The 26,837-nt window shown below is 63.2% G+C and carries 27 protein-coding genes; 13 read left to right on the top strand and 14 right to left on the bottom strand.

What is annotated here, in order from left to right:
• Window positions 1–103 precede the first annotated feature (103 nt).
• The 5 genes from L1069_RS15210 to L1069_RS15190 all read right to left on the bottom strand — a co-directional run bounded on the left by L1069_RS15210 (window position 104) and on the right by L1069_RS15190 (window position 6,891).
• Window positions 104–1,312 (bottom strand): DUF1501 domain-containing protein, encoded by a 1,209-nt coding sequence (locus tag L1069_RS15210; protein WP_237456223.1) that lies wholly within the window; start codon window positions 1,310–1,312, stop codon window positions 104–106.
• Window positions 1,313–1,327: 15 nt separating this feature from the next.
• Window positions 1,328–2,713, bottom strand: coding sequence for a DUF1800 domain-containing protein (locus L1069_RS15205; protein WP_237456222.1), 1,386 nt, complete (start codon window positions 2,711–2,713; stop codon window positions 1,328–1,330).
• Between the two features lie 234 nt (window positions 2,714–2,947).
• Window positions 2,948–4,801, bottom strand: a complete 1,854-nt coding sequence (aspS, locus tag L1069_RS15200) for an aspartate--tRNA ligase (protein ID WP_129370234.1) — start codon at window positions 4,799–4,801, stop codon at window positions 2,948–2,950.
• 288 nt (window positions 4,802–5,089) lie between these two features.
• The gene (locus L1069_RS15195; RefSeq protein ID WP_237456221.1) at window positions 5,090–5,743 is read right to left on the bottom strand and encodes an aminotransferase class IV family protein; all 654 of its coding nucleotides are present in this window, start codon (window positions 5,741–5,743) and stop codon (window positions 5,090–5,092) included.
• Window positions 5,686–6,891 (bottom strand): aminodeoxychorismate synthase component I, encoded by a 1,206-nt coding sequence (locus L1069_RS15190; protein WP_237456220.1) that lies wholly within the window; start codon window positions 6,889–6,891, stop codon window positions 5,686–5,688. Before L1069_RS15190 ends, L1069_RS15195 begins: the two co-directional genes overlap by 58 nt.
• A gap of 199 nt (window positions 6,892–7,090) precedes the next feature.
• Between L1069_RS15190 and carB the strand changes: the two genes are divergently transcribed.
• The gene (carB, locus tag L1069_RS15185) at window positions 7,091–10,438 is read left to right on the top strand and encodes a carbamoyl-phosphate synthase large subunit (protein ID WP_237456219.1); all 3,348 of its coding nucleotides are present in this window, start codon (window positions 7,091–7,093) and stop codon (window positions 10,436–10,438) included.
• Between the two features lie 181 nt (window positions 10,439–10,619).
• A complete protein-coding gene (locus L1069_RS15180; RefSeq protein ID WP_134830286.1) occupies window positions 10,620–11,195 on the top strand; it encodes a cytochrome P460 family protein in 576 nt (191 codons plus the stop codon).
• Window positions 11,196–11,308: 113 nt separating this feature from the next.
• On the opposite strand, the gene L1069_RS15175 is transcribed toward L1069_RS15180, so the two are convergent.
• The 3 genes from L1069_RS15175 to L1069_RS15165 all read right to left on the bottom strand — a co-directional run bounded on the left by L1069_RS15175 (window position 11,309) and on the right by L1069_RS15165 (window position 13,766).
• A complete protein-coding gene (locus L1069_RS15175; RefSeq protein WP_129370229.1) occupies window positions 11,309–12,019 on the bottom strand; it encodes a trypsin-like serine protease in 711 nt (236 codons plus the stop codon).
• 561 nt (window positions 12,020–12,580) lie between these two features.
• The gene (gene arsH / locus L1069_RS15170; protein WP_343328061.1) at window positions 12,581–13,309 is read right to left on the bottom strand and encodes an arsenical resistance protein ArsH; all 729 of its coding nucleotides are present in this window, start codon (window positions 13,307–13,309) and stop codon (window positions 12,581–12,583) included.
• Window positions 13,302–13,766 carry a hypothetical protein gene (locus tag L1069_RS15165; RefSeq protein WP_129370227.1) on the bottom strand — a complete coding sequence of 155 codons (465 nt, stop codon included), beginning with the start codon at window positions 13,764–13,766 and terminating at the stop codon, window positions 13,302–13,304. The genes arsH and L1069_RS15165 overlap by 8 nt, the downstream gene beginning before the upstream one ends.
• Window positions 13,767–14,138: 372 nt before the next feature.
• Here L1069_RS15165 and L1069_RS15160 point away from each other — a divergent pair, with 372 nt between their 5' ends.
• Together L1069_RS15160 and L1069_RS15155 are read left to right on the top strand one after the other, a co-directional pair.
• Window positions 14,139–14,741, top strand: coding sequence for a thymidine kinase (locus tag L1069_RS15160; RefSeq protein WP_237456218.1), 603 nt, complete (start codon window positions 14,139–14,141; stop codon window positions 14,739–14,741).
• A gap of 65 nt (window positions 14,742–14,806) precedes the next feature.
• The gene (locus tag L1069_RS15155) at window positions 14,807–15,064 is read left to right on the top strand and encodes a hypothetical protein (protein ID WP_237456217.1); all 258 of its coding nucleotides are present in this window, start codon (window positions 14,807–14,809) and stop codon (window positions 15,062–15,064) included.
• A 28-nt stretch (window positions 15,065–15,092) separates the two neighbouring features.
• On the opposite strand, the gene L1069_RS15150 is transcribed toward L1069_RS15155, so the two are convergent.
• Genes L1069_RS15150 through L1069_RS15135 form a run of 4 tightly spaced genes read right to left on the bottom strand, consistent with a single transcriptional unit; the run spans window position 15,093 to window position 17,735 of the window.
• A complete protein-coding gene (locus L1069_RS15150) occupies window positions 15,093–16,046 on the bottom strand; it encodes a D-glycerate dehydrogenase (RefSeq protein WP_237456216.1) in 954 nt (317 codons plus the stop codon).
• A 1-nt stretch (window position 16,047) separates the two neighbouring features.
• A complete protein-coding gene (locus tag L1069_RS15145; protein WP_134830290.1) occupies window positions 16,048–16,386 on the bottom strand; it encodes a tRNA-binding protein in 339 nt (112 codons plus the stop codon).
• Window positions 16,379–17,194 carry a pyrroline-5-carboxylate reductase gene (gene proC / locus L1069_RS15140; RefSeq protein WP_237456215.1) on the bottom strand — a complete coding sequence of 272 codons (816 nt, stop codon included), beginning with the start codon at window positions 17,192–17,194 and terminating at the stop codon, window positions 16,379–16,381. Before proC ends, L1069_RS15145 begins: the two co-directional genes overlap by 8 nt.
• A 40-nt stretch (window positions 17,195–17,234) precedes the next feature.
• Window positions 17,235–17,735, bottom strand: a complete 501-nt coding sequence (locus tag L1069_RS15135; RefSeq protein WP_237456214.1) for a YbjN domain-containing protein — start codon at window positions 17,733–17,735, stop codon at window positions 17,235–17,237.
• A 428-nt stretch (window positions 17,736–18,163) separates the two neighbouring features.
• Between L1069_RS15135 and L1069_RS15130 the strand changes: the two genes are divergently transcribed.
• Entirely contained in the window at window positions 18,164–18,319 is a 156-nt protein-coding gene (locus L1069_RS15130; RefSeq protein ID WP_164982705.1) for a hypothetical protein, read from the top strand.
• A gap of 360 nt (window positions 18,320–18,679) precedes the next feature.
• On the opposite strand, the gene L1069_RS15125 is transcribed toward L1069_RS15130, so the two are convergent.
• Window positions 18,680–18,925, bottom strand: a complete 246-nt coding sequence (locus tag L1069_RS15125) for an accessory factor UbiK family protein (RefSeq protein ID WP_019296037.1) — start codon at window positions 18,923–18,925, stop codon at window positions 18,680–18,682.
• 97 nt (window positions 18,926–19,022) lie between these two features.
• Here L1069_RS15125 and lgt point away from each other — a divergent pair, with 97 nt between their 5' ends.
• The 5 genes from lgt (at window position 19,023) to L1069_RS15100 (ending at window position 23,279) form a co-directional block, all read left to right on the top strand.
• Window positions 19,023–19,922 (top strand): prolipoprotein diacylglyceryl transferase, encoded by a 900-nt coding sequence (gene lgt, locus L1069_RS15120; protein ID WP_237456213.1) that lies wholly within the window; start codon window positions 19,023–19,025, stop codon window positions 19,920–19,922.
• Complete coding sequence (locus L1069_RS15115) at window positions 19,919–20,986, top strand: SAM-dependent methyltransferase (RefSeq protein WP_129370220.1); 1,068 nt, start codon at window positions 19,919–19,921, stop codon at window positions 20,984–20,986. Before lgt ends, L1069_RS15115 begins: the two co-directional genes overlap by 4 nt.
• Window positions 20,983–21,738 carry a peptidoglycan editing factor PgeF gene (gene pgeF / locus L1069_RS15110; RefSeq protein WP_129370219.1) on the top strand — a complete coding sequence of 252 codons (756 nt, stop codon included), beginning with the start codon at window positions 20,983–20,985 and terminating at the stop codon, window positions 21,736–21,738. Before L1069_RS15115 ends, pgeF begins: the two co-directional genes overlap by 4 nt.
• A 286-nt stretch (window positions 21,739–22,024) precedes the next feature.
• Window positions 22,025–22,171, top strand: coding sequence for a hypothetical protein (locus L1069_RS15105; protein ID WP_164982704.1), 147 nt, complete (start codon window positions 22,025–22,027; stop codon window positions 22,169–22,171).
• A gap of 328 nt (window positions 22,172–22,499) precedes the next feature.
• The gene (locus tag L1069_RS15100; RefSeq protein WP_129370218.1) at window positions 22,500–23,279 is read left to right on the top strand and encodes a Hint domain-containing protein; all 780 of its coding nucleotides are present in this window, start codon (window positions 22,500–22,502) and stop codon (window positions 23,277–23,279) included.
• 92 nt (window positions 23,280–23,371) lie between these two features.
• Here L1069_RS15100 and L1069_RS15095 read toward each other — a convergent pair whose 3' ends face one another.
• The gene (locus L1069_RS15095) at window positions 23,372–23,872 is read right to left on the bottom strand and encodes an Lrp/AsnC family transcriptional regulator (protein ID WP_027258143.1); all 501 of its coding nucleotides are present in this window, start codon (window positions 23,870–23,872) and stop codon (window positions 23,372–23,374) included.
• Window positions 23,873–24,112: 240 nt separating this feature from the next.
• Here L1069_RS15095 and trxB point away from each other — a divergent pair, with 240 nt between their 5' ends.
• The 3 genes from trxB (at window position 24,113) to L1069_RS15080 (ending at window position 26,766) form a co-directional block, all read left to right on the top strand.
• Window positions 24,113–25,054: a thioredoxin-disulfide reductase gene (gene trxB / locus L1069_RS15090; protein ID WP_129370217.1), complete on the top strand. Its 942-nt coding sequence runs from the start codon at window positions 24,113–24,115 to the stop codon at window positions 25,052–25,054.
• 6 nt (window positions 25,055–25,060) lie between these two features.
• On the top strand, window positions 25,061–25,399 hold the full coding sequence (locus tag L1069_RS15085; RefSeq protein ID WP_237456212.1) for a ribonuclease E inhibitor RraB: 339 nt from the start codon (window positions 25,061–25,063) through the stop codon (window positions 25,397–25,399).
• Between the two features lie 308 nt (window positions 25,400–25,707).
• Window positions 25,708–26,766, top strand: coding sequence for a Hint domain-containing protein (locus L1069_RS15080; protein WP_237456211.1), 1,059 nt, complete (start codon window positions 25,708–25,710; stop codon window positions 26,764–26,766).
• The last annotated feature ends 71 nt before the right edge of the window (window positions 26,767–26,837 follow it).

Below are 26,837 nucleotides of genomic sequence, written 5' to 3'. Positions count from 1 at the left end.
GGGGGGGGGGGGTGGGGGCCCGGCCGGGCTTTGGGGGGGGGCCGGGCCCCAACGGCTCAGACCGTTCCCTGAACGGGTCGAGCGGGCGGGAGAACCACGGCTCTTACAATAGCAAACCGGGATCCTCTGCCATGGCCAGCCCCGGAAACACATTAGTTTCCAGATCACTTTTCCGGGCACCTGCCAATCCATGCATGAGCCAGGCAAGATGCTGGCGCACATCTGCTGTCGGCATCAGATCCCGGCGGTCATAAAGATCAGCCTCCGCCAGTCCCGGCCAGCGCCCCAGCACCCTGCCGCCGCGGATCGCCCCGCCTGCCAGCAGCATCGCACCGCCGGTGCCATGATCGGTGCCGCCAGTGCCGTTCTCGCGCACGGTGCGCCCGAACTCGGTCACAGCCGCCACCGCCGTCTTGCCCCAGATCCCGTCCCCCAGGCCGCTGCGCAGCTTCAGGACCGTCTCCGACAGCCGCCCCAGCGCGGACTTCAGGCCGTTTGCCTGGCGGTAATGCGTATCCCAGCCATTGATCGAAAACGCCGCAATCCTGGTATCGCTGCGCAGCTGCTCCGCAGCATATGCGGCAATCTCGGTGTGTGCTCTCCCCTTCGGCGCCGCCTGCATCATGCCGCTGTCCCCGCTGCCGGTATCTTCGGATCCCAAAGACAGATCCTGCCGGGTCAGCTCCAGCGCCTCATTCAATGCCCTGTGGAACAGCGGATCCTCTTCCATCAGCAAGCCCGCTAGCCGCTCGGCCTGCGGGCTCAGCGCCAGCCCCGCCCCCGGCGCCCATTGCGAGACCGGCGCTGCCCCGTCCAGCAGCAGCATCCGCTCCTGACCGATGGCAAAAGCGGTGCGTGCCTCCACTCCGGGCATCTGCTGCAGCAAACGGTTCAGCCAGCCGCCTCTTGCGTCGCCCAATGCCGTGGTGCCCGCTTCCAGCAGGTCCTGGCCGTCAAAATGGCTGCGCCGGTCGCGGTAGGGGGTGGATACCGCCTGCACAAACCCCAATTCGCCTGCACGCCACAGCGGCAGCAACGGTGCCAAGCCTGGATGCAGGGCATAGAACCCGTCAAGATCGGCCGCCCCGGCCTGCGGTCCGCCCGACAGGGTCTGCCGCAAGCCGGCCAATGCGGGGTCGCCGTAAGGCTGCACCGCATCCAGCGCATCCATGCCGCCGCGTAGAATGATCACCACCAGCCGCGTGTCCCAGGGGGCCGCGGCAAAGCTGACCGGCGTGACCAGCGGGCTGGCCGCCAGAGAACAGCCCAGCATGGCAGAACGGGTCAGCAAGGATCGGCGTGTCAACTGCATGAAGCAAACCTCCTGTTAGCGGCGCTGAAAGGCCGGAGAGGTCAGGATCAGCCCGACCGCCTCTGACTGGGTTTCGGCGGCGCGGGCCGCAAACCGGACCCGTTCATTGGCAAATCGGCCCAGCGCCGCAGTGGCAAAGACACGCGGATCCGGCAGCGGCTGCGCCAGCCGCCGCGGCGCCGCCATTGCCCAGCGCAGCCGCGCGGCCAGCGCTTGCGGCGTGATCCAGGACGTATCCTCTTCCGGCCAGCCATCCGGCCCGCCGGAGAATTCCCAGCGTTGACCCATCGGCGTCAGCGGTGCCAGCAGCAGCCGGTTCAGCTGCCCTGGCTTCAATGCGGAAAACCGCGCCTCAGGCACCGCAAGTGCGCGACAGGCAGAGGCCACATAGTCAAACGGCGGTTTGACATTCTGCAAATCCGGCTGCCAGGCCGCGGGGTGTTCCAGCAGTGCTGAATAGACCTGCATCAGATCGCCGCCGCTGTCCTGATAGCGTGCCGCCAGATGCGACACCAACCCCGGCTCCGGCTGATCAGAGGTGAAATGCACTGCAAGCTTCCACGCCAGATGCTGCGCAGTGGCAGGATGGCGTGCCAGATCACGCAACACCAACAGCACCTGGCCCAGCTCCGGCTTGCCGCCGCCATAGGTTTGCCCAAGCACGGTTTCCGCCCCCGGTTCAGCCATTCCAGGGCGGAACACAAAGCCCTTGTCCTGCGCGGCGGTCAAGCCGGTGAACAGCTCGGCCAATTGCCGCACATCCGCCTGGCCATATGGCCCATCCACGCCCAGCGTATGCAGTTCCAGCACTTCACGGGCGAGATTTTCATTCAGCCCGCTCAGCCGCTTGCGCCGCTTCGCCGCCCGGCTGCCCGGCCCGGCCGAGCGGTTCTGATCCAGGTAATGCAGCATCAAGGGGCTGGTGGCTGCGGCGATCAGCATATCCTCGAAACGGCCCGCCACAAGCGGCCGGATGACGCTCTCGGCATAGGGTGCGGCCAGAATGCGCAGCGCTCCGTTTTTGCCTTGCGCGGTAAAATGATCGGCCCAGAACAGCACCAGCCGTTCGCGAAAGGCATCGCGGGTAAAGACGTGGCGCAGCAACCTTTGGCCGTGCCACCTGAACCGCGCCGCATTATGCGCGCGGCGGTAGGCTTTAAAGGCATTGTCCGCGGCCTCGTACCCTTGCCCGCCTTCCTGCCGCTTGCGGTCCCGCCTCAGCCGCCGGAATTCCTTGGCGCGGGCAAAGGCTTCGTCAAAACCGCTGAGAGGAAATCTGAGAGCCATTTCATCGGCGCCTTGCAGGCGGCTCAGCATTGCCTCTGCCGAAACCGGAGGCCGCACCAGCGGCGACAGCCCTGCCCCAAATCGGATCTCCGCCAAATCTCCGTCGAACTGCATCGCCCTGTTCTCCCTGAACGGCCTGATCTCTCTGGACGGCCTGGCTTTACTGCAGATTAAAGCACCCACGCCCGGGTCCACAGCTGATTTTCATGTGATACGCAGATCTCCGCGCGTTCCGTCGCCTGTTCTGCAGACTTTCGGACCACCGTTGCCCGGCAAAAATTCCGCCTTGGCCCCAACAAAAAAAGCCCGGACAGTCGCCCGGGCCTTCTTTCAACATCAAAATGCGGTTTACTGATCCTGCGGGATCACGCGCAGGCCCAGTTCCATCAGCTGATCGCTCATCGGCTCGGAGGGGGCCGACATCATCAGGTCCTCGGCGCGCTGGTTCATCGGGAACATGATGACCTCGCGGATGTTGGCTTCATCCGCCAGCAGCATCACCATACGGTCGATGCCGGCCGCGCAGCCGCCGTGCGGCGGGGCGCCGTACTGGAACGCATTGACCATGCCGCCGAACCGCTTCTCGACCTCATCCTTGCCATAGCCGGCAATTTCAAACGCCTTGAACATGATCTCCGGCTTGTGGTTCCGGATCGCGCCCGAGACCAGCTCGTAACCGTTGCAGGCCAGATCGTACTGGTAGCCCTTGACCGCCAGCGGATCGCTCAGCAGCGCGTCCATGCCGCCCTGCGGCATCGAGAAGGGGTTGTGCTCGAAATCGATCTTGCCGGTTTCCTCGTCCTTCTCGTAGATCGGGAAATCCACGATCCAGCAGAAGGCAAAGCGGTCCTTGTCGGTCAGGCCCAGCTCTTCGCCGATCACCGTGCGGGCGCGGCCTGCAACGCTTTCGAACGCCTTCGGCTTGCCGCCTAGGAAGAAGGCCGCGTCGCCCACATCCAGGCCCAGCTGCTGGCGGATCGCTTCAGTGCGCTCGGGGCCAATGTTTTTGGCCAGCGGGCCCGCCGCCTCATTGCCAAGGACAATCTCGCCCGATTTGATCATGGCGTTGACGTCTTTAACGGTGATCCCTCGCTCCTGTGCGATGGAATCCGCCGATTGCTTGCGCCAGAAGATATAGCCCATGCCCGGCAGGCCTTCGCCCTGGGCAAACTTGTTCATCCGGTCGCAGAACTTGCGGCTGCCGCCGGTCGGCGCCGGGATGGCGCGGATTTCGGTGCCTTCGTTCTCCAGGAGGCTGGCAAAGATGGCAAAGCCGGAGCCGCGGAAATGCTCGGAGCAATCCTGCATCTTGATCGGGTTGCGCAGGTCCGGCTTGTCGGTGCCGTACCATTTGGCGGCATCCTTATAGGAGATCTGCGGCCATTCGCTGTCGACCTTGCGGCCCTTGCCGAATTCCTCAAACACGCCCTGCATCACCGGCTGGATTGTGTCGAACACATCCTGCTGGGTGACAAAGGACATCTCCAGGTCGAGCTGGTAGAAATCGGTGGGCGAGCGGTCGGCGCGCGGGTCTTCGTCGCGGAAACAGGGCGCGATCTGGAAATATTTGTCAAAGCCCGAGACCATCATCAGCTGTTTGAACTGCTGCGGCGCTTGCGGCAGGGCGTAGAACTTGCCCGGATGCAGACGCGAAGGCACCAGGAAGTCGCGCGCGCCTTCGGGGGAGGACGCGGTGATGATCGGGGTCTGGTATTCGTTAAAGCCCTTGTCCCACATACGCTTACGGATCGATTGGACCATGTTTGAGCGCAGCAGCATATTGCGCTGCATCTTCTCGCGGCGCAGGTCCAGATAGCGATAGCGCAGGCGGGTTTCTTCCGGGTATTCCTGCTCGCCGAAGACCATCAGCGGCAGCTCTTCGGATTTGCCCAGCACTTCGATATCACGGATGAAGACTTCGATCTCGCCGGTGGGGATTTTGGCGTTCACCAGGGCCTCATCGCGCGCCTTGACGTTGCCGTCAATGCGGATGCACCATTCCGAGCGGACTTTCTCGATCTCGGCAAAGACCGGGCTGTCCGGGTCGGCCATAACTTGCGTGACGCCGTAGTGGTCGCGCAGGTCGATGAACAGCAATCCGCCGTGGTCGCGCACACGGTGAACCCAGCCCGACAGGCGGACGGTGTCACCGACATTGGATTTGTTCAGTTCGGCGCAGGTATGGCTGCGATAGGCGTGCATGGCGGGACCTTTCGTGTCTCGGGTCGTCTGTCCGGGTGGACCGTCATTCTGGAGATGCGCCGGACCGGCGCCTGAATTCGTCCGGGGTGGTACACAAGTTTGCAGCGTGGTTGTCAAGCAAACAGGGCAATTTCAGCGCCTCCCACCTTCCCTTTCCGCAGGCTGCGCCCTGTGCAGACAGGCTCCCGCCCCTTCCGCATCCCATCGCTGACGCGACAGGACGGTAAGCGTTGGGCCTGGCCCGCTGGCGCCAGCCAGGGGGCTCTTGTCTGCGGGAGCGCTCCCCCCTCAGACCAGCCTTGCCGGGATCAAACCGCGTAGCGAATTGCCCATGCGGATGGCCTGCGCCTCTTGCAGATCCTGCAAGCCAAGAACCGCCTCGCAGCAATCACCCCGCTCCAGCATCACCTGCCGCAGGATGCCCGGCAGCAGGCCGCAGGTCAGCGGCGGCGTCACCACCTGCCCGTCCGGGCGGGTCACAAACAGATTGGTAATGGTGCCCTCGCACAGCTCCCCGCGTTGGTTCAGAAACAGCAGCTCATCCACACCCTCCGGCAGCTTTGCCCGTGCGGCATCATACACCGCGCGGCGGGTGGTCTTGTGCTGCAGCCAGACATCCGCCGGATCCAGCCTTGTTTCAGCGATGCCCAACCGCCATTCCGCAGGGCTGCTTCCCAGCGGCGGCGCCGTCAGCTCCAGTTGCCCGCCCGCGTCCAAAGTAAGACGGCAGCGCAGCGGTATGCCGCCGGCAGCCGCCACCAGCACACGCCGCGCCTGCTCCGGCTCAAAGGGAATGCCAAATTCAGCCGCACTGCGCACCATCCGGGCCAGATGCTGCGCCAGATGCCGGAAGCCTTCGCCGGGGTGCCAGCCCAGCGTCTCGATCAGGCGGAAAGCGGGATCGTTCTGGATGGCGTCACGCGGGCAAACCGGGCTTTCCATAGCGCTTCCTCATACTCAGACTCCGCGGTGCTGTCCCAGACCACGCCGCCGCCTACGTTGAGCGTCGCGCGGCCCTTTTCCAGCATCAGCGTGCGGATCGCCACGTTGAATTCCGACGACCCGTCCGGTGCCGCCCAGCCGATGGTGCCGCAATAGATATCACGCGCCCAGGGTTCCAGATCCGCGAGGATCTCCATTGAGCGGATTTTGGGCGCGCCGGTTATGGAGCCGCAGGGAAACAGCGCCGCAAAAACCTCTGCCAGCCCGGCATCAGGCCGCAGCTTTGCCCGCACCGTGGAAACCATCTGGTGCACCGTGGCATAGCTTTCGACCGCAAACAGCTCCGGCACATGCACCGAACCGGTCTGCGCCACGCGGGAGATGTCGTTACGCAACAGATCCACGATCATCAGGTTTTCAGCGCGGTTTTTCTCATCCTGGCGCAGGAAATCGCGGCGGCGGGCGTCCTCGACCGGATCGTCGCTGCGCGGCTGGGTGCCTTTCATCGGGCGGGTCTCAATCATGCCCTCAGCATCGGTGCGGAAGAACAGCTCCGGTGACCGCGAAAGAAGGTCCGGCAGGCCGTCCTGCTGGACCAATGCGCCGTGGCCCACCGCCTGTTTGGCTTGCAGTGCGGCATAGAGTTCCCCGGCAGAGCCATAGGCATCTGCATCAATCGGGAAGGTCAGGTTGGCCTGATAGATGTCGCCCTTGCCGATATTGCGGTTCACCTCAGTGAACGCCTTAGCGTAGCGCTCATAGGTCCAGCGGGGCGCAATGCCTTCCAAACCTGCGCCGTTCGGCTGAAGGCCGGGCAGCACCCGACCCTCCCCACGGGAGGGCGCTTCCGCCCCCTCCCAAGTCCGGGCGCTGCCCTCAGCGTTCTGCGGCAGTGGCTGCTCATACACTCCGAAATTCATCAGCGGCAGCCGCCGCTCCTTTGGCATCCGCCCTGCCAGTCTTGGCTCCAGCGCGTAGCCCAGCTCATAAGACGCATATCCCGCCAGCCAATGCCCCTCGGCGCGTGCCGCATCCAGCGCTGCTAGTGCAGCGGGCACGTCCTCCGGCACGTCCGCACGGATCACGCGCAGCGGCTGGTCGAAACATGTGCCGGCCCCCTTAGGGCCCTGATCAAAGCGAATCCGCACCGGAATTGACTCCCCAAGGTCTTGGCCCCCACATATAAACGTTCGCTATGCGAACAAAAGGGGTGGATGCGGCATTTCCAATTCCGTTTCCGATCCCCCTTGAACCTTTCAGCGCGGTCCCTATAACGCAGGACAATTTGGGCACTCGCCAGTGCCCCTGATTCAAAGCTGCCCGCACGTCAACCAAAGGAATATGGCCATGCCTAAAAGAACCGACATCCAGTCGATCATGATCATCGGAGCCGGTCCGATCGTCATCGGGCAGGCCTGCGAGTTCGACTACTCCGGTGCCCAGGCGTGCAAAGCCCTGCGCGAAGAGGGTTACCGGGTGATCCTGGTGAACTCCAACCCCGCCACCATTATGACCGACCCCGGCCTGGCCGACGCCACCTATATCGAACCGATCACCCCGGAAGTGGTCGCCAAGATCATCGAGAAAGAGCGCCCCGACGCGCTGCTGCCGACCATGGGCGGGCAGACCGGGCTCAACACCTCGCTGGCGCTGGAAGAAATGGGCGTGCTCGAGAAATTCGGTGTCGAGATGATCGGCGCCACCCGCGATGCCATTGAAATGGCTGAAGACCGCAAACTGTTCCGCGAAGCGATGGACCGCCTCGGCATTGAGAACCCGCGCGCCACCATCGTCACCGCACCCAAGCTGGAGGACGGCAAGGCAGATCTGGACGAAGGCATCCGCATCGCGTTGGAAGCACTGGACGGCATCGGCCTGCCCGCGATCATCCGCCCGGCCTTTACCATGGGCGGCACCGGCGGCGGCGTCGCGTACAACCGCGAAGACTACATCCACTTCTGCCGCACCGGCATGGACGCGTCCCCGGTGAACCAGATCCTGGTGGATGAAAGCCTGCTGGGCTGGAAAGAGTTCGAAATGGAAGTGGTCCGCGACAAGGCGGACAATGCGATCATCGTCTGCTCGATTGAAAACATCGACCCGATGGGCGTCCACACCGGCGATTCGATCACCGTGGCCCCGGCGCTGACGCTGACCGACAAAGAATACCAGATCATGCGCACCCACTCGATCAACGTGCTGCGCGAGATCGGTGTGGAAACCGGCGGCTCCAACGTGCAATGGGCGGTGAACCCCGCCGATGGCCGTATGGTGGTGATCGAGATGAACCCGCGGGTGTCGCGCTCCTCGGCACTGGCCTCCAAGGCGACCGGTTTCCCGATTGCCAAGATCGCCGCCAAGCTGGCGGTGGGTTACACTCTGGACGAGCTGGACAACGACATCACCAAGGTGACCCCGGCATCGTTCGAACCGAGCATCGACTATGTCGTGACAAAAATCCCGAAATTCGCGTTTGAGAAATTCCCCGGCTCCGAGCCGTATCTGACCACCGCGATGAAATCGGTGGGCGAGGCCATGGCGATCGGCCGCACCATCCATGAATCATTGCAAAAAGCGCTGGCGTCGATGGAATCCGGCCTCACCGGTTTTGACGAAGTGGATATCCCCGGCGCGCCGGACAAGGCCGCAGTGTTCAAGGCGATCAGCCTGCAGACCCCGGACCGGATGCGCACCATCGCCCAGGCGATGCGCCACGGGCTGAGCGACGATGAAATCTTTGGCGTCACCAAATTCGACCCCTGGTTCCTGGCCCGTATCCGCGAAATCGTCGAGGCCGAAGATGAAGTCCGCGACGGCGGCCTGCCGACGGACGAAAAAGGCCTGCGCGCGCTCAAGATGCTGGGCTTCACCGACGCCCGCCTTGCGAAGCTGACCGGCCAGACCGAGGCTGAGGTCCGCAAGGCCCGCCGCGCGGCCGGCGTCAACGCCGTGTTCAAGCGGATCGACACCTGCGCCGCCGAATTCGAAGCGCAGACGCCCTACATGTACTCGACCTATGAAGCGCCCGCCTTTGGCGACGTCGAATGCGAGGCACGCCCCTCTGACCGCAAGAAAGTGGTCATCCTCGGCGGCGGCCCGAACCGGATCGGCCAGGGCATCGAGTTCGATTACTGCTGCTGCCACGCCTGTTTTGCGCTGACCGACGCGGGCTATGAGACCATCATGATCAACTGTAACCCCGAGACCGTGTCGACCGACTATGACACCTCGGACCGGCTGTATTTCGAACCGCTGACGTTTGAGCACGTGATGGAAATCCTGCGGGTAGAGCAGGACAACGGCACCCTGCACGGCGTCATCGTGCAGTTCGGCGGCCAGACCCCGTTGAAGCTGGCAAACGCGCTGGAGGAAGAGGGCATCCCGATCCTCGGCACCTCGCCCGACGCCATTGACCTGGCCGAAGACCGCGAACGGTTCCAGGCGCTGGTCAACAACCTGGGCCTCAAGCAGCCGAACAACGGCATCGCCTCCACTGACGAGCAAGCGCTTGAAATCGCAGAAAAAATCGGCTTCCCGCTGGTGATCCGCCCGTCTTATGTGCTGGGTGGCCGGGCGATGGAAATCGTCCGCGACATGGACCAGCTGAAACGCTACATCGCCGAGGCGGTGGTGGTTTCCGGCGACAGCCCGGTGCTGCTCGACAGCTACCTGGCCGGCGCGGTTGAACTGGATGTGGACGCGATCTGCGACGGCAAAGACGTGCATGTGGCAGGCATCATGCAGCACATCGAAGAGGCCGGCGTGCACTCGGGCGACAGTGCCTGCAGCTTGCCGCCCTACTCGCTTGGCAAGCCGGTGATCGAACAGATCAAGGAACAGACATTCGCATTGGCCAAAGCGCTGAATGTGGTTGGCCTGATGAACATCCAGTTCGCGATCAAACCCAATGACGCCGGCGCAGAGGAAATCTATCTGATTGAGGTGAACCCGCGCGCGTCGCGCACGGTGCCGTTTGTCGCCAAGGCAACCGACAGCGCCATTGCCTCGATCTCGGCCCGTGTGATGGCAGGTGAGCCGCTGTCGAACTTCCCGATGCGCGCGCCCTATAAGCCGGACGCGGGCTATGACGTGAACACCCCGATGGCCGATCCGATGACCCTGGCCGACCCGGATATGCCCTGGTTCTCGGTCAAGGAAGCGGTGCTGCCCTTTGCCCGCTTCCCCGGCGTCGATACCATCCTTGGCCCCGAAATGCGCTCCACCGGTGAAGTCATGGGCTGGGACCGTTCCTTTGCCCGCGCCTTCCTCAAGGCGCAGATGGGGGCCGGCATGGTGCTGCCGTCCTCGGGCCGCGCCTTCGTCTCGATCAAGGATGCCGACAAGGGCCGGCTGATGCTGGAAGCGGCGCAGATCCTGGTGGAGCAGGGCTTTACCCTGGTCGCCACCCGCGGCACCCAGACCTGGCTCGAAGGCCAGGGCGTGGCGTGCGAGCTGGTGAACAAGGTCTATGAAGGCCGCCCCCACGTTGTGGACATGCTCAAGGACGGCGGCGTCCAGCTGCTGATGAACACGACTGAGGGCGCGCAAGCCGTTGAGGACAGCAAGGAAATGCGCTCGGTCGCGCTTTATGACAAGATCCCCTACTTCACCACCGCAGCCGGCGCCAATGCCGCTGCACGGGCGATCAAGGCCCAGGCCGAAGGGGACGTCGAAGTGAAGTCGCTGCAGGGCTAGGCACCCTCTGCCCGGACGCTTCAACGTTATGTTTTTAAAGCCCCGGCAACGCCCGGGGCTTTTCCTTTGCGTGCTGTGCTTTCACACAGCCGTGTAGAGTTGTGACCCGGTAAATCCCTGAACTGTGCGACCGTGAACAGCACAACACGACCCGCAGCATTACAACTCAGGGAGAAAGGCCATGAACTTACCGACAAAGATTGCCGCAGGACTTTTGGCACTTGTACCGGCCGGCGCAATTGCCCAGGACTGCCCTGTGGATGGCGACCCCTCGGAACTTGAAGCAGAGGCCGTTGTTAAGATCTACGAATGCATCGAGGCCAAAATGGCCGAAGGCTACGCCAAGAACGGCGATCCGGTCGGCGCTGACTTCCGCTCCTGGCAGGTGACGTCAACCCGGCCGGCCCTTGCCGGCCCGCATGGCGAGCGGTTCCTGCAGACCTTTGCAAACGGCATTGCCGCTGAACAATATCTGAAGTTCGCCGAAGAAGGCTTTGTGATGCCCGCGGGGTCGGTTCTGGCCAAGGAAAGCTTCAAGGTCAAGAAGGGCAACGCCGTTCCCGGTCCGCTGTTCATCATGACCAAGCTGGCCGATGGCGGTGCGCCCGAGGCCGGTGACTGGCTTTATGCAGCCCTCCTGCCCAGCGGCAAGGAAATGAAGATCAAGCAAAGCTTCTGCGCAGGCTGCCACATGAATTGGGAGGATCAGGACAGCCTGGCCTATCCATTGGAAGAGGTCCGCCTCAGCAGCCAGTAACCGCAGGACGGCGTGCTGCAAAAGGAAACAGCCCCGGGGAACCAAACGGGGCTGCTTCGCGTCCTGCCGCTCTTATTCAGCAGCAGGCTATTGGGCCGCAGCGGCGGCTGCGGTCACCCCGCCTGCCGCATCAGCGCCTGCAGCGCATCCCCCAGCGGTGCGGCCAGCGACACCCCCCTGCCCCCCATCCGGGCCTTGGAAGAGATCACCGAGACCAGCTGCGGCGCCCTGCCCGGACGCTTTTGCAGCACGGGTGAACCGGACGCCCCGAAATCGACCCGGCATGTGGTGATCAGCGAGCTTTGCCGCGCCGCAATCACCTGGCAGGCGCTTTGCAGCCGGGGCGAGGTCGCATTGCGGTGCGAATAAGACATCACATCCACCCGCATGCCGCGCTCCGGCGCTGCGGCCAGCACCAGCGGGCGGATCACATTTGCACTGATCGGGCTGTCCAGACGCAGCACAGCAATGTCTGTTCCGGTTTGAAACTGGCCGGTCCGGCCATGCCGGTAGCCCGGATGGACGACAGCCTTGACCACTTGGCGCGACGCCTTGGCGCGGCGGCCGTTCAGACCTGCCTCAAATTTGATACTCCGCGGGTTCACGGCCCGGCCACTACGGATGTCATACATGCAATGGGCCGCCGTCAGCACCATATCCGGCGCGATCAGGCTGGCCGTGCACATGGCTTTGCCACCGATGTTCAGGCGCCCCACGGCCTCCCAACCCGGCACAGATTGCACCCGGGCCGCCTGCCCGGCCACGGCCGCTGCAGTACTGAAACCTATCAAGACTGCGGCGGCAATTCCCAGTAATTGTCTCATGACCCACTCCATTTTCCCACATCGCTATGGTCGGTGAGCCCTGAGGCTGGAATGCGGCTTGCTGCGGTGCCGCGCGGGCAGAAATATGCGCAGAATGAGACAGAATTAACAAAACCTTAACGCGCTGTCTCTGTGCCGGGACCGAAGCTCCCGAACCCCTTATTTACTTAACGGGCGCCTGCGATTTTTATAAAAACTCCCTAAAAACAAGGGAAAATCCGCTTGGTTTCGTTAGGAAGAAAATTCAGGTTTTCCCCCGTTTCCATGCGGTTTCCAGCGCAGGCGGTAACTTCACGGCCCGATTGCGGCGGAAATGAGCCTTAACAATTGCCTAAACACCAGGGGAAAGGCCGCCCAATTGCTTAACCGCACACCACACCAAATGCGGGAATAAGGTTTCTAGGTAACCGCAATGCCTGTGCCGTTCGCTTGCCCGCTTGCCCGTTTGCCTGTCTGCCATCCTGCGACGTGCCGGTGATACCGGTCATCTTAAACAATAAAGCCCCGGCAGCGGCGCCGGGGCTTAGGTTTGTCTGCAGACAAGGGCATACTGCCCGCAGGCTACTTCTGCGAGACCCGCTGATGCACCTCTTGAGCGCTCTCCAGCCGCTCCGAATAGCGGTCGGTCAGGTAATCCTTGCGGCCTCGCACCAGCCAGGTGAATTTCACCAGCTCTTCCATCACATCCACCAGACGGCGGTAGAACGGGCCTTCCGGCAGGCGCTCTCCCTCCCCGAATTCCAGCCAGGCCTTGGGGATCGAGCTTTGGTTCGGGATGGTCAGCATCCGCATCCAGCGGCCCAGGATGCGCATCTGGTTGACTGCGTTAAAGCTTTGCGAGCCGCCCGAGACCTGCATAACCGCCAGCGTCTTGCCCTGCGTGGTGCGGATGCCGCCCTGCAGCGACAGCGGCAGCCAGTCGATCTGCAGCTTCATGATACCGGTCATCGCGCCATGGCGCTCCGGGCTGGACCAGACCATGCCCTCGGACCAGACTGCCAGATCGCGCAGCTCTGCCACCTTGGGGTGCTCCGCCGCACCCGCATCATCCGGCAGCGGCAGACCGGAAGGGTCGAAAATTCGCGTCTCGCAGCCCAAGGCCTGCAGCACCCGCGCAGCCTCCTCAGCCGCCTTGCGGGAATAGCTCACCGCGCGCAGGGAGCCGTACAGCAGCAGAATGCGCGGCGCGTGGCGCGGATCGCCAGGTGCCGCCAGCGCGTCCACGTCAATCGGATGCAGCTCACCTTCCGCAATGGCAGGCAGGCTGTCCCCGTCACCGGTCTCAGGCACTGTCTTCCTCCAGGTGCAGCTTCATATCCAGCAGAACCTGCTGCAACAGCACCGTTTCCCTGAGCAGCCGCTTGGCCTCGTTCACGGTGATAATGCCATCTTCCATCGCTTCCTGGTATTCGCTCATCAGCTGGGCAAACCGCTGGCTCAGCGCAATCACATCCGCATTCACACCGCCGCTGCGCCCGGTCTCCTCGGCAGAGCCGTTGCCGTTGTAAGACAGGGTGATGTTCTTCAGCTCCGCCAGCGCCGAGGTCACATGCGGATAAGACGCAGCACTTTCCAGCTTGGCCACTGCATCCACCGGCATGAACCGGTCTGTGTGTTCGGCATTGTCCGAATAATAGCGCCCCAGTGTTGCCTTGGACTTCCCCGTGATCTGGCAGGCGGCTTCGATGCCGACATCCTTTACCAGCGCTTCGGTGTGTTTCTTCAGATACGACCCGATTTCAGCCATTTAAATCCTACCTGGCTTGACCGCCGCCCCCATGGGGAACGAACCGGTTAATTTCCCATTTCTGTCTTGTAGAGGAATTGCGATACCTTATCCATCCCTCAGGTTTTCAGGGATTTAGCGAGTGGGTTGATGCAATTGGCATCAGTTGTTCAGTGCAAAGCGGAACGGGGTGAGTGACGTTCCGCTGTTAGGGTAATTGGTCTGCCCGGTACTTGGGCTCTCCGGGGCATTCGGCTTGGCCGTTTTAGGGATTTGTTCCTCCCTGGCCATACCCGCCCCGGTGAGCCTTCCCGCCACGGCTTTACCTCCACCCCGAAAAACAGGCACGAATCCGGTTTTCCCCGCAGGCCGGGACGGGTAAACCCCGGCTCCATGGCCAAGCTCTATTTCAACTACTCCACCATGAACGCGGGCAAATCGACGGTGCTGTTGCAGGCGTCGCATAACTACCGCGAAAACCATATGGATACCTACCTGCTGACCGCCCGGCTGGATGACCGCGCCGGGACCGGCAGAATCGCCTCGCGCATCGGCATCGGCGAAGCAGCGGATATGTTTGCCGCGGGCGACGACCTTTACACCCGCATTGAACAGCGTCTGGCACGCGGCCCGGTGGCGGCGATTTTTGTCGATGAAGCGCAGTTCCTGACGCCCGATCAGGTCTGGCAGCTGGCCCGCGTTGTCGATGATCTGCAGGTGCCGGTGCTGGCCTACGGCCTCAGGGTGGATTTCCAGGGCAAGCTATTCCCCGGCTCCGCCACCCTGCTGGCGCTGGCGGATGAAATGCGCGAGGTGCGCACCATCTGCTACTGTGGCAAAAAAGCCACTATGGTGGTCCGCCAGGACAATCAGGGCCGGGTGCTGACCGAGGGCGACCAGGTGCAGATCGGCGGCAATGAGACCTATGTTTCGCTGTGCCGCCGCCACTGGCGCGAGGCGGCGGGCGATCTGCGCAGCGGCAAAACGGCAGAGTAAGCCGCCCGAAACAATCTGCCGCGATCTGTGCTATACTCTTTGGACCACTTCCAAAGGAGGCCGTCATGACAAACCACGCCCCTCTGGGCGACCCGCTGGCCGGCAAGCTGCGCTTTCACCTGTCCATCATGATTGGCGCCTGCATCGCCGGGGCAGCCGTCATCACCGCATTTGTGCTGGGGTACTACTCAGTCAGGGCCATTCTGGTCTGCGCCGCCATCGGTGCCATCCTGGCCTGGCCGGCAGGCACCTATGCCACCCGCAGGATCAAGCGTGACGATCCCGCCTGGGACCACCGCCGGGACAAGCCCAAAGACGCCTGAGCCGGGACGCGGCTCAGGCAGACATAATTCAGACCCGGTTGGGCAGCGCCGCGCCATTCAGATAGGCTGCGGCATTGTCCAGCGCCATATGGCCCATATCGCTGCGCACCTCTTCGGTGGCGGTGCCCAGATGCGGCAGCAGAGTGGCGTTATCCAGATCGATCAGCGCCTGCGGCACCTTGGGTTCGAACTCATAGACATCCAGCCCGGCACCGCCGATTTGGCGGTTCTGCAGCGCGTCGATCAGCGCCGCCTCCTCGACCACTTCACCGCGGGCGATGTTGATCAGATGGGCGTGGGACTGCATCGCGCCCAGAACCTCGGCGTTGATCAGATGCGTGGTCTCGGCGCCGCCCGGCACCGCCACAACCAGAAAATCCACCTGCCCCGCCAGATCAATCAGGCTGCCGGCGCGGTCTGCCGGGAAATCCAGATCCTTCGCCGAACGCGCCACGTAGGACACATCCATGCCAAAGCCGAAATGGCAGCGCCGGGCAATCGCCTGGCCGATACGGCCCATGCCGGCGATGCCGACGCGCTTGCCGGTGGCGTGCAGCCCCAGCATCTGGGTCGGGTGCCAGCCTGCCCAGTCCCCCTTGCGCAGCATCCGCTCGCCCTCGGACGCGCGGCGCGCCGACATCAGGATCAGCGTCATTGCAATATCTGCGGTGGCATCGGTCACCGCCCCCGGCGTGTTGGTCACCTCGACGCCTGCGGCCCGCGCGGCCTCGACATCAATGTGGTTGTAGCCGACGCCAAAGTTGGCCAGCAGCTTGCAGCGGGGCGTGCCCGCCTTGGCAAAGATCTCAGCCGTGAACCTGTCGCCCAGCGTCGGCACGACAATGTCGAAGTCGCGCAGCGCGCGCAGCATCTCCGCCTCATTCATCACCGCGTTGGTCTCACGGATTTCCAGATCACCAAACGCCTCCCGCGCCCGTGCCGTGACCGCTGCCGTCATCGGCCGCGCAATCCAGATTTTCATCTCAGTGCATCCTCCCGCCCAGCGGGACCTTTCCATCGGGACCCGCCAGAAATATCTCTCCGTTTTCATCCGGCAGGCCCAGAACCAGGATCTCTGACATGAACGTGCCGATCTGCCGCGGCGGGAAGTTTACGACGGCCAGAACCTGCTTGCCCACCAGCGTTTCCGGCATGTAATGCGCCGTAATCTGCGCTGAGCTCTTTTTTACGCCAATATCCGGCCCGAAATCGACCCAAAGCTTGATTGCCGGCTTGCGCGCCTCGGGAAACGGCTCGGCACGGATGATTTCACCGGCGCGGACATCGACCTTCAGGAACTCGTCAAAAGTGATCTCAGCCACGCGACAACTCCTTTGAACGTTCCGCGGCCGCAGCCACAGCCCGGTTCAGCAGCGCCGGGAAACCGTCGTCATCATCCATCAGCACCTCAAGGGCAGCCTGGGTGGTGCCGTTCGGGCTGGTCACATTGATGCGCAGCTGGCCGGGGCTTTCCTCTGCCGCCTCTGCCAGCGCACCGGCGCCCGCAACAGTCGCCTTGGCCAGCCGCATCGCCAGGTCCGCCGGCAGCCCCTGCGCCTCGCCCGCGACTGCCAAAGTCTCAATCAGGTGGAACACATAGGCGGGGCCCGAGCCGCTGACGCCGGTGACGGCATCCATCTGGCCCTCGTTCTGCAGCCGCACGGTCTGCCCCACGGCTTGCAGCAGCCCCTCGGCGCGGTCCAGATCGGTGTCGCTGGTATGAGCATTGCCAATAATCGCAGTAATGCCGCGGCCCACGGCGGCCGGCGTGTTCGGCATCGCCCGCACGATCGGCGACTGCGCCCCCAGAACGTCCTCGAAGGTGGCAATCGAGGTGCCCGCGGCAACGGAAATGAACAGGGTGGCGCCGTTGCCGTAGCTTTGCAGCACCGGCAGCGCGGCGCCCATCATCTGCGGCTTGACGGCAATCAGAACGATGCCCGGCGCCGCGGGCAGTTCTGCGTTGATATGGACACCGGTGCCCTGCAGCCAGTCCGAGGGGTGCGGGTCAATCACCCAGACCGACGCCGCGGGCAACCCGCACTCCAGCCATCCGGCCAGCATCGCCGATCCCATCTTGCCGCAGCCCAGCAGTACCAGCCCGCGCGCGGCAATCTCTTGCATATCCATATGTCGCCCCTCCCCTTGGTGTCAGGTTCAGGGCTCAGGTTTACGCCCGGCCGTAGGCCTCTGCAATGGCGACCTGCATCGCGTCCTGGGTACTGCGCTTTCCCCAGACTGCCAGCTGGATCGCCGGATAGTAGCGTTCCGCATTGGCAACCGCTGCGTTCAGCATCGCATCGATCTGCTGCGGGCTGGCCATCTGGCCGCCGGACAGCATCAGCCCATAGCGGAACAGCATCAGCTTGTGATCCGCCCAATAGGTAAAGGAGCCTTCCCAGCACTGGTCGTTCATGCTGTTGATCAGCTCATAGAGCCGCGGCAGCTCGGCCTCCGGGGGTTCCATTTCAAAGCTGCAGACCAGCCGCAGGCATTCCTCATAGCCCGACCAGGCCAGCGTCAGCGAATAGGTGCGCCACTGCCCCTCGACCGACATGGCAATCTGGTCATCACCAACCCGGTCAAAGTCCCAATCATGGTGCGACGCCAAATGCTCGACGATGTCTATGGGGTGGATGTCTTCTTCCAAGTGAAGCTCGGATAGTGCCATTTTGCCACCTCTCTCTTTGCCTAGCTTACCGGGCACAGAGTTTCCCTATAGCTAGTTTATTCTGCTACGGGCCGGGGACGCATCCCCGCTCCCATACAAGATATGGTGGGGCTGAATTGATGATCTGGCAACCCTTATTTTGGGGATATCTGCAATAACTTGTGGATGAACTATCCACAGCCCCCTAGATGCCGGCCTCTGCGTAGCATTTAAAAACCAGAATTGAAACCGCTTCCTGTACGGTCTCCGGCCGGATCACGCACCGGACAATTCCACCCGGCCCAGCATCACCCCGGCTGATTGCTCTCTTGCAAAACCATGCGTGCGTTTGACCGGCCTCCCGCCGCATAAATTAAGCATTTACAATGCGTATTTATTCTTTTAGGTGTTTCTTTATTCATCGCGCTTACCCATTAAGGAGCCGCCCCATGACACTGTCCGAAGCATTTCTGTGGCCTGGAACCAAAGTCTGTGAACGCCTTGGCGTCGACCCGGAGGGCGAAGCCGGCCTCATCCGCTGGATGGTCAACACGCTTGTCTATCTGACCGTAAGCTTGATTGCCGTTTGGATCATTTCGGTCTGACCTCAGCCCGCACGGTCCATCGCGAGCACAGCCCCGAAGTTCTGCATCGCGAACAAACCGGGCCGCAAGGCATGAAGCTTCAACGACTGCTTCACCCGCAGCCCGGCCGAACACTTACCGGAACGCGGCCCCCGCACAGTTCGTGATCCCGGCCCCGGCCAATCAACCGTGCTTCGCTGTCCAACTCGCGCCGCACCTTCCGCAAAGGCGGTGCGGTTTCCGGCCCAGCATGCGTAAAGCGGCGCATGCCCCCCCCCCCCTGCGTCACCGCAGATCTGCTATGCGTGTTCACCATGGCACAAAAAAACCCGCCGCAGCATCTCGCCGCAGCAGGCTCATTCTCGGGCCAGCACTGCCCGGTTATTTCTGCGCGGCCTCCAGCGCATCCAGCCGCGCCTTCAGCGCCTCATTCTCCTCGCGCGCTTTCTGTGCCATGGCGCGCACCGCGTCAAACTCCTCGCGGGTGACGAAATCACGGTCGGCCAGCCAGCGGTCGATCATGCTTTTCAGCGCGGTGTCCGCCTCGTCCTTGGCGCCCTGGGCCACGCCCATCGCATTGGTCATCAGCTGGGAAATATCGTCCAGGATCTTGTTGCGGGTCTGCATGCTCTTCTCCGTCTCGGGGCTGACTCCTATATGGGGAAGCGGGCGCGCGGCTGCAAGCCGTTGACTTCCCCCGAAGACCAGAGGCATTCAGACGCATATGCAGGCCATGATCCAATTCCCCGACCTTTCGCCCGAGATTTTCTCGATCTCCCTCGGCTCATTTGAGTTCGCCCTGCGCTGGTATGCGCTGGCCTATATCACCGGGATCGTCATTGCCTGGCGGCTGGCTGTCGCGGCCCTGCGCCGTCCTGGGCTGTGGCCCGCGCAGCAGCCGCCGATGAAGCCGCAGCAGGTCGAGGATCTGCTGACCTGGATCATCCTCGGCGTGATCCTGGGCGGGCGCCTGGGTTTTGTGCTGTTCTACCAGCCCGCCTATTACCAGGCGCATCCGGCTGAGATCCTGAAGATCTGGCAGGGCGGCATGGCCTTTCACGGCGGCCTGCTCGGCGTGGTTCTGGCGACGCTGATCTATGCCGCGCGCCACAACATCCCGAAACTGCAGATCGCCGATCTGGTTGCCCATACCGTGGCACCGGGCCTGCTGCTGGGACGGCTGGCCAACTTCATCAATGCCGAGCTTTGGGGGCGCCCCACGGATCTGCCCTGGGGCGTCGCCTTTCCCGGCCCCGCCGCGCAGGACTGCGGCCAGGCGCTGGGTCAGCTTTGCGCCCGCCACCCTTCGCAGCTGTATGAGGCAGGGATGGAGGGGCTGATCCTCGGCGCCCTGCTCTTGTACCTCGCCTGGCGCCGCAATGCGTTTCACACCCCGGGCCGCCTGCTGGGCGTGTTCCTCGCGGGCTACGGCCTCGCCCGTTTCATAGTTGAGTTCTTCCGCCAGCCGGATGCGCAGTTCGTCTCTCCCGGCAATCCGCTGGGGTTGGCCTGGCATATCGACGGCTTCGGGATCACCCAGGGCCAGGCGCTGTCGCTGCCGATGATCGCCATCGGCCTCTGGTTCCTGCTGCGCGCCCGCCATGCCTCCCGGAGCCCGGCATGAGCCTGGCAGATCACCTTGCCGCCCGCATCCAGGCGGATGGCCCGATGTCTGTTGCCGCCTATATGGGGGAGTGCCTGCTGCACCCGCAGTATGGCTATTACACCACCCGTGACCCCTTGGGCGCCAAGGGAGACTTCACCACCGCGTCGGAAATCAGTCAGATGTACGGCGAACTGATCGGCCTCGCCCTGGCCCAATGCTGGCTTGACCAAGGCGCCCCGGCCCCCTTCACGCTTGCCGAACTGGGACCGGGCCGTGGCACCCTGATGGCGGACCTCTTGCGCGCCACCCGCGGCGTGCCGGGGTTCCATGCGGCGATGCAGATCAAACTGATCGAGGCCTCACCGAAACTGCGCAGCACCCAAGCCAGGACGCTGGAGGCATACGCCCCCGAATGGCTGAACTCTGCGGACGCCCTGCCGGACCAGCCGCTACTGCTGGTAGCCAACGAATTCTTTGACGCCCTGCCCATCCGCCAATTCATCCGCAGCGGCGATAACTGGAGCGAACGGCGCATCGGCCTGACAGACGGCAGGCTGGCCTTCGGCCTCAGCCCTGCCGCGCCGCAGCCCGCCCTGGATCACCGCCTGCAAGACACCCAGGAGGGCGATCTGGTTGAAATTTGCGACGCCGCCGCCCCCGTCACTCAGGCCATCGCATCCCGAATCGCTGCCCATGGCGGCGCGGCTCTGATCGTGGATTATGGCGACTGGCGCGCCCTTGGCGATACCCTGCAAGCCTTGCGCGCCCATAAACCCGCTGATCCGCTGCTGGCCCCCGGCGAGGCCGACCTGACCGCCCATGTGGATTTCGAGGCGCTGGCAATAGCCGCCAAAACCGCCGGTTGCGCCTATACTCGCCTCACCCCGCAGGGAGTGTTTCTGGAGCGTCTCGGCATCACTGACCGCGCCCGCGCCCTGGCCGCGCCGCTGCAGGGTGAGCCGCTGGACTCCCTGATCGCCGCACATCGGCGGTTGACGCACCCCGATGAAATGGGAAACCTGTTCAAAGTGCTCGGCCTCTATCCCTCGACGGCCGCTCCTTTGCCAGGATTGAACCCATGACGCTTGAAATTCTCACGTCCGATCTGCTTGGCCCGGTGCGGCACGGCTTTTTCACCCGCAGGGGCGGCGCCTCCTCGGGCATCTACCACGGGCTGAACTGCGGCCTGGGCTCCACCGATCAGCGCGAAGCAGTGCAGATCAACCGCGCCCGCGTGGCCGCCGCGATGGAGGTGCCGCCCGAGAACCTCAGCGCCGTGCATCAGGTCCACAGCGCCGATGTGCTGGTGGTCACAGAACCCTCGCAGGACCGCCCCCGCGCCGACGCCATGGTCACCAATATACCTGGTTTGGCGTTGTCGATACTGACCGCCGACTGCCAGCCGGTGCTGTTTTGCGACCCCGAGGCCGGCGTCATCGGCGCCGCCCATGCGGGCTGGCGCGGCACTCTGGACGGGGTGCTGGAGGCCACGCTGGAAGCAATGGAGGGCCTCGGCGCCCGGCGCGAGGACACGGCGGCAGTGATTGGCCCCGCGATCTCGCAGCGCGCCTATGAGGTCGGCCCTGAGTTCTTTGAAGATTTCGTGATGCAGGACGACGGCTACGCCCGGTTCTTTGCCAATGGCGAAGGCGGCCGCTACCTGTTCGACCTGCCGGGCCTGGGCTTGCACAAACTGCGCCAGGCCGGTGCAGGCATGGCCGAATGGACCCGTCACTGCACCTACTCCGAGCCTGAGAAATTCTACTCCTACCGCCGCGCGACCCACGCGAAAGAGGCCGACTACGGCCGCCTGATCTCCTGCATCAGGCTTTAAGGCTCCGTTAACCAGGGAAATTGTGGCGAGTTTTATTAAATTTCGCCGCATTCCTCACCTTCCGCTGCGGCATCCCCGCAGCAAGATGGTAATTTATTGTTCCTCTCCAGCACCTTAACCACAACTTCACCAGGCGGACTGATACCGTGCGCCGCTGCGGCGCACGGGTGAAATTGCCCGTATCCGGTCATATTCGCGGCGCAAAGGTTACCCATAAAAAGGTCAGAACAACACTAGCAGCAGCCCCGCATCCAGGCCGGCTGCCGGGCGAAGGACAGACCAGACCATGAAGATGAACAAGCGTTTTATTGCCTCCATCATCCGCTCCGCCAAGAGCGAGACCGTGACTCTGCCTTGGGCCGCCGCGCGCCGCCGCGATGGCCAGACTTGCAGCCAGCCCCGCAGCCGGGCCGCAAAGCAGAAACTGGGTTAACGCCGGGGACGGGTGCCCTGCCGGCGGCCTCCCCTGGCGCAAACGCGCCAGCCCGGCCAGCCGCCGTCAGGGCACCCAACCGGTCTAAGCAAACGCCGGCGGCCGCTTGACGCTTCCTTAGCCGAATCGTCTTAACTCCGCTCCGGCCTGCCGCCGGAACCCGCCCGCAACGGTGTCAGGACCGGCCTGATGTTAACCAGTTTGCTTCAGATTTTTTGACAATTAGAATTAAATCCCGCCATTTAGAGCACATACATAACGTTCAAGCACGTCTGTGTTGCCGGTGGGGGCCGATGCAAACGGGCAGTTTGAAAGGAAAGGTGGCAGCATGACCATCGCCCACTCGCTGCAGAAAGCTGCAGCCAATGCAATTGAAGCCAATGCGTTCCTGCAGGATCCGGCAGCGCTGCGCAGTGCAACCAAGCCGCAATTGCGGCGCTATGAGGTCAGCAGCCTCCTGCCCAGCGGTGCGATTTCCGAAACCCGCCACATTGCGCCTGCCCTGCCGCTGTTCGAAGACGCCTTTTGCGCATTTTCCCGCGGCTCATTGGTGGAAACCGCCAACGGCCCGGTTGCCATCGAAGACCTGTTGCCCGGCGATGACATCCTGACCAGCGGCGGCGGCAGCCAGCCGCTTGTCTGGATCGGCCACACCAGCATTCTGCCCGCACGCCCCGGAAGCCGCGGCCGCAGCCACCGCCTGACCAGTTTCATGGCCGACAGCCTGGGCCTGCAAAAACCGGCTTCCAGCCTTGTTGCCGGACCTGCGGCACGGCTGCTGCGCACCCCGCCGCACCTGCAGAGCGCGGACAGCGGACAGCTGCTGACCCCGGTTGCGGAGTTCCAGGACGGAATGAGCATCTTTGAAACCGCTCCGCCGACGCCGGTGGACATGTACCACCTCTGCCTGCCGCGTCACGCAGCAATCACCATCGGCGGGCTGGAATTTGAGACCTACCATCCGGGACCGGATGCGCTGAAACTGGCCAGTTACGCGATCAAGACACTGTTTCTGAACATGTTTGCCCATGCCGACAGCATCCGGGACTTTGGCCCGCTGGCTTATTCCAGGGCCGGCAGCAACAGATCCAGCCCGGCCGTTCTGTAAGCTGAAGGGGCGCCTGACGGCCCCGCAATACACAACAAAGCCGGGCACGCTGCTGCCCGGCTTTTCATGTCAAACCGCTGCGTGTTCGCACCTTATGCCTCGCGGGCCAGCCGCTCTTCCAGCACCTCAAAGGGCACACCCGGTTCATCCTTGGCGCCGCGGATCACCAGCGAGGTCTTGACGCTGGCCACATTCGGCGTGGTCAGCAGATCGCCGGTCAGGAAGCTTTGGAAGGTGCTGAGATCCGGTGAGACGCATTTCAGGATGAAATCCACCTCGCCGTTCAGCATGTGGCACTCGCGCACCAAGGGCCAGCTGCGGCATTTCTCCTCAAAGGCGCTCAGCTCCACCTCGGCCTGGCTTTCCAGCCCCACCATGGCAAAGACCTGCACCTCGAACCCCAGCTCGCGGGAATTCACATCGGCGTGGTAGCCGTGAATCAGACCGGCCTCCTCCAATGCGCGCACCCGGCGCAGACAGGGCGGCGCCGAAATGCCGACCCGCTTGGCCAGCTCCACATTGGTCATCCGCCCATCGGCCTGAAGCTCCGACAGAATCTTGCGATCAATCGGATCAAGGCGGGTTGTGACCATGTTCAAAGCTCCTGTGGAATTTGCGTTTCTTATAGCACCGCCGCCGGGCCGCGCAATAATGTTTCATCGTCGCGCAATATTCTTTGCACCCCAAAGGCGCAAGCCGCAATGCGCGCCTCCCCGGCAGATTTGCACCCCGCCGCATGCCAAGCCTTGGGGGTTTAAGCCCGCGGTCCCTGCCGCTATATGCAGTGTCTGACGGCGGCACGCCCGCCAGGCTGCATTACGTGGGGAACACACATGAGCGAGACGCGCCACACCAAGGTTCTGATCATCGGCTCCGGGCCTGCAGGCTATACCGCAGGGGTCTATGCCGCCCGTGCCATGCTGGAACCGGTTCTGGTTCAGGGCATTGAGCCCGGCGGCCAGCTGACCACCACCACCGAGGTCGAGAATTACCCCGGCTTCACCGAGGTGCAGGGCCCCGACCTGATGATCAAGATGCAGGAGCACGCCCAGGCGATGGGCTGCGAGGTCATCGGCGACTATATCACCTCGCTCGATACGTCCGCGCGCCCGTTTGTGGCCAAGGCCGACAGCGGCACAACCTTCACTGCCGATGCGGTGATCCTGGCGACAGGTGCCCGTGCCAAATGGCTGGGTCTGGAATCGGAAGAAAAATTCAAAGGTTTCGGCGTCTCCGCCTGCGCCACCTGCGACGGCTTTTTCTACCGCGGTCAGGAGATCGTGGTGATCGGCGGCGGCAACACCGCCGTGGAAGAGGCGCTGTTTCTGACCAATTTCGCCTCCAAGGTGACCCTGATCCACCGCCGCGACGAGCTGCGCGCAGAGAAGATCCTGATCGACCGCCTGATGAAGAACGACAAGATTGAACCGCTGTGGTTCCACACCCTGGAAGAGGTCGTGGGCACCGAAAACCCGCTGGGGGTTGAGGGCATCGTGGTCAAGAACGTGCAAACCGGCGAGTTAAAGGAAATTCCCTGCAAAGGCGTCTTTGTCGCCATCGGCCACGCCCCCGCCAATGAGCTGGTCAAGGACGTGCTGGAGCTGCACAACGGCGGCTATGTCCAGGTCAAACCCGGCTCGACCGAAACCTCGATTGCCGGCATCTTTGCCGCTGGCGACCTCACCGACCACAAGTACCGCCAGGCGGTCACTTCAGCCGGCATGGGCTGCATGGCAGCACTGGACGCCGAACGCTTCCTGGCTGAGCAGGAGTAGGCCCGGATGCCGCATGATTTCGAAACCCAGCGGGCCGGAACTGTTGCGGCGTTCAACGATCTGCGGGCCGAACACGGCCTGCCCGAGGCGGCGGACGTTGATTACTTCTTTGTCCCCGCCCGCGACGGCGCTGACTGGCAGCCCCTGGCCGAAGAACTCAGCCGCGAGGGCTACAGCTGCAGCTGGGTCAGCGCAGAGAACACCGAAGACGGCACCCCCTGCCTGATCACCACCCTGCCGGAGCAGATCATTTCCGCCACCGGCATCTGGATCGGCGAGGAAGTGGCCACCCGCGCTGCGCTGTCCCACGGGTTCGCACCGGACGGCTGGGGGCTGGAGGGCTGAGCCTGCCCGCGGAAGGCTGAAACTCAGCCAACCCGTTTAGCTTTACCTTTGGCCGGCAGTAAGGACCGCAGGCCCGGCGCGGCCATGCGGCGCGGCCGCCTGCGCCGGTTCGCCGCAGGCCATAATCAAGCAAACGAACCTCTGAAATGCATGACTAAAACAGCATTTCACACGTGACCGCACTTAGCCAAACAGGCATCGAAAAATTCATCTGCCTTTCTGCGGCGCCTTAACCCGGCATTAGACAAAACACCGCAAAACCCTCGCGAAAGCGACTGCACCTCAGATCGTTCTGCCGGGGGGCTGAAATGGCGATACGAACTTTAAGCGCGTTCAATGCGGACGCTTTTACCGTCGATGACGGCTCCCCCCATATGACGCCGGGCAGCTCGATCATCAACAATTCGGACACCCCCGTTGGCACGGTTTTCATCTATGATTCCAGCTACGCCATCGAACAGGTCACTCTCGACGACACTGCCGGCGATGCTGATACGATGGAGGATGACCAGTCAGGCGGCCATACCATCGTCGATGGCGGCTCCATGGTGGCCAGCGGCACCCCGGTCGAGGCCGAATCGCACCACTACGTGCAACAGCTTGATACCGGCGGCAATCCGTTCGGCCCGGTCATCACCATCACCGTGTTTTCCCGGAACGGCGTCACGCAGGATGTCTGGGGGTATTCCACCGATACCCCGCTGAAGGACGGCGCGCGGTACCAGAAAACCTCCGGCAGCAATACCGGCACCTCCCAATACGACAGCTTTGTGCCTTGTTTCGTGACCGGCACCGCCATCTGCACCGACCAGGGCCTGCGCCCGGTGGAACAGCTACGCCCCGGCGACCGGGTGCTGACCCGAGACAATGGTTTTCAACCGGTTCTTTGGGTTGGCATCCGCCGGATAGGGCCTGACTGGATACAGGCCTGCCCGCATCTGCAGCCGGTGCGGGTTGCGGCCGATGCCTTTGGCCCCGGCCAGCCTGCCCAGGATCTTTGGATCTCGCCGCAGCACCGGCTGCTGCTGAAAGGCGCCGCCTGCCAGATGCTGTTCGAAGAGCCGGAGGTGCTCTCTGCCGCCGCCCACCTGCAGGCGCATCCGGGCGTCGCCAGACAGCTGGTCGCCCGAACCACTTATGTGCACCTGCTGTTCGAGCGCCATCAGGCGGTGTTCTCAAACGGTCTCTGGACCGAAAGCTTCCAGCCCGGCAGCCAGCTTCTGGACGGCGGCGGTGCCGCCGCGAGGCAGGAGATCCTGGCGCTGTTCCCCGATCTCGCACTGGCCGGCGGCAGCGGCTACCCTGCCGCCCGCAGGGTTTTGAAACAAAAGGAAAGCCGCCTGCTGGCAGACCGGCCCCCGGTGTAAACGCCGTGCTGCCTTGACCGGCGCGCCTGCCCGCCGCAGTCTGCACCCCGGAAACCGCGAAACAGGAGGAC

It is taken from the genome of Leisingera sp. MMG026 (genome assembly GCF_021654205.1).
Lineage (GTDB): Bacteria > Pseudomonadota > Alphaproteobacteria > Rhodobacterales > Rhodobacteraceae > Leisingera.
The sequence above is the reverse complement of the archived record's forward strand: the minus strand, read 5'-3'. Positions and strand labels throughout refer to the sequence as shown.